General features: G+C 46.5%; 1 protein-coding gene. It reads right to left on the reverse strand.

The window, feature by feature from the left end; all coding sequences use genetic code 11:
* Window positions 1-53 precede the first annotated feature (53 nt).
* On the reverse strand, window positions 54-974 hold the full coding sequence (locus UA76_RS08065; protein ID WP_047044760.1) for an IS5 family transposase: 921 nt from the start codon (window positions 972-974) through the stop codon (window positions 54-56).
* Window positions 975-1,053: the final 79 nt, after the last annotated feature.

Below are 1,053 nucleotides of genomic sequence, written 5' to 3' on the forward strand. Positions count from 1 at the left end.
GGCTTTGTTGCGTAATTCGGACAGGAAACCAAACCGCCTGAATTGAGTGATTCCTATACAACATACTGAGTTTCAGGCATACCAAGCCCTGTAAGCTTGTTCAACGCTTTGATCATAGCGTAAGTCTCGCCAACCTGAGCGTTGTAATTCCTTAGGCTTAGTTTCCCACCTAACAACTGTTTTACCCGATACATTGCTGTCTCTGAGAGCGAGCGCTTATGATAACCATACCGCTTTTTCCACTTCTTGTTAGAGCCGTAGAGCTTCTGGCAACCTACTGCTAAGTTGCGAGGATGTCCTCGTTCCCAGAAGGCTGCCCCTTCTCGTGGCGGAATGAGCGGAACAGCTCGCTTGATCCGTATGGCATCATGGCAATTCCTTGTGTCATAAGCACCATCGCCTGATATCTCAATGATTTTACGACGTGTCTGCTTAAGCAAGTTAGGAAGTACTTCCGCATCGGTTACGTTAGATAAGCTCAGCTCTGCTGCGACTATTTCATGGGTGCTAGTATCTACTGCGATATGCAGCTTACGCCAAACCCTACGCTTCCCGTCAGTACCATGCTTCTTGACCTTCCATTCACCTTCGCCATAAACCTTGAGGCCAGTGGCATCAATGGCTAAGTGTTGTATCGCACCTCTGGTTTTTGTCTTAAATGAAACCTCAACTTGCTTGGCTCGTCGGCTGATACAAGTGTAGTGCGGACAGGTGAGAGGGATGTTAGCCAACTTAAACAGTGAATCTATAAATCCTTGCAGTGCTCTCAATGGCATAGAGAAGATTCGTTTCACCATGAGTGCAGTTGTAATGGCTAAGTCGCTGAATCGACGAGGCCTACCTCGCTTGTTCTGCTTGCTTTGACTCCATTCGGCGATTGCTTCCTCATCAATCCAGAAGGTCAGAGAACCACGGTTAATAAGGGTTTTGTTGTACTGCTTCCAGTTGGTTGTTTTGTATCGAGGTTTAGGCATAAGGCTACAACGATTTATGGATGTAGCCGATCAGATCGTAAGTTCCTGATTTAGTTCAATCGATTTACGCAACAAAGCC

It is taken from the genome of Vibrio mexicanus, from assembly GCF_001012815.1.
Lineage (GTDB): Bacteria > Pseudomonadota > Gammaproteobacteria > Enterobacterales > Vibrionaceae > Vibrio > Vibrio mexicanus.

Bases quoted from the DNA above. Each gene is read 5' to 3' on its own strand.
- UA76_RS08065 (WP_047044760.1), bottom strand. From the start codon at position 974: ATGCCTAAACCTCGATACAAAACAACCAACTGGAAGCAGTACAACAAA.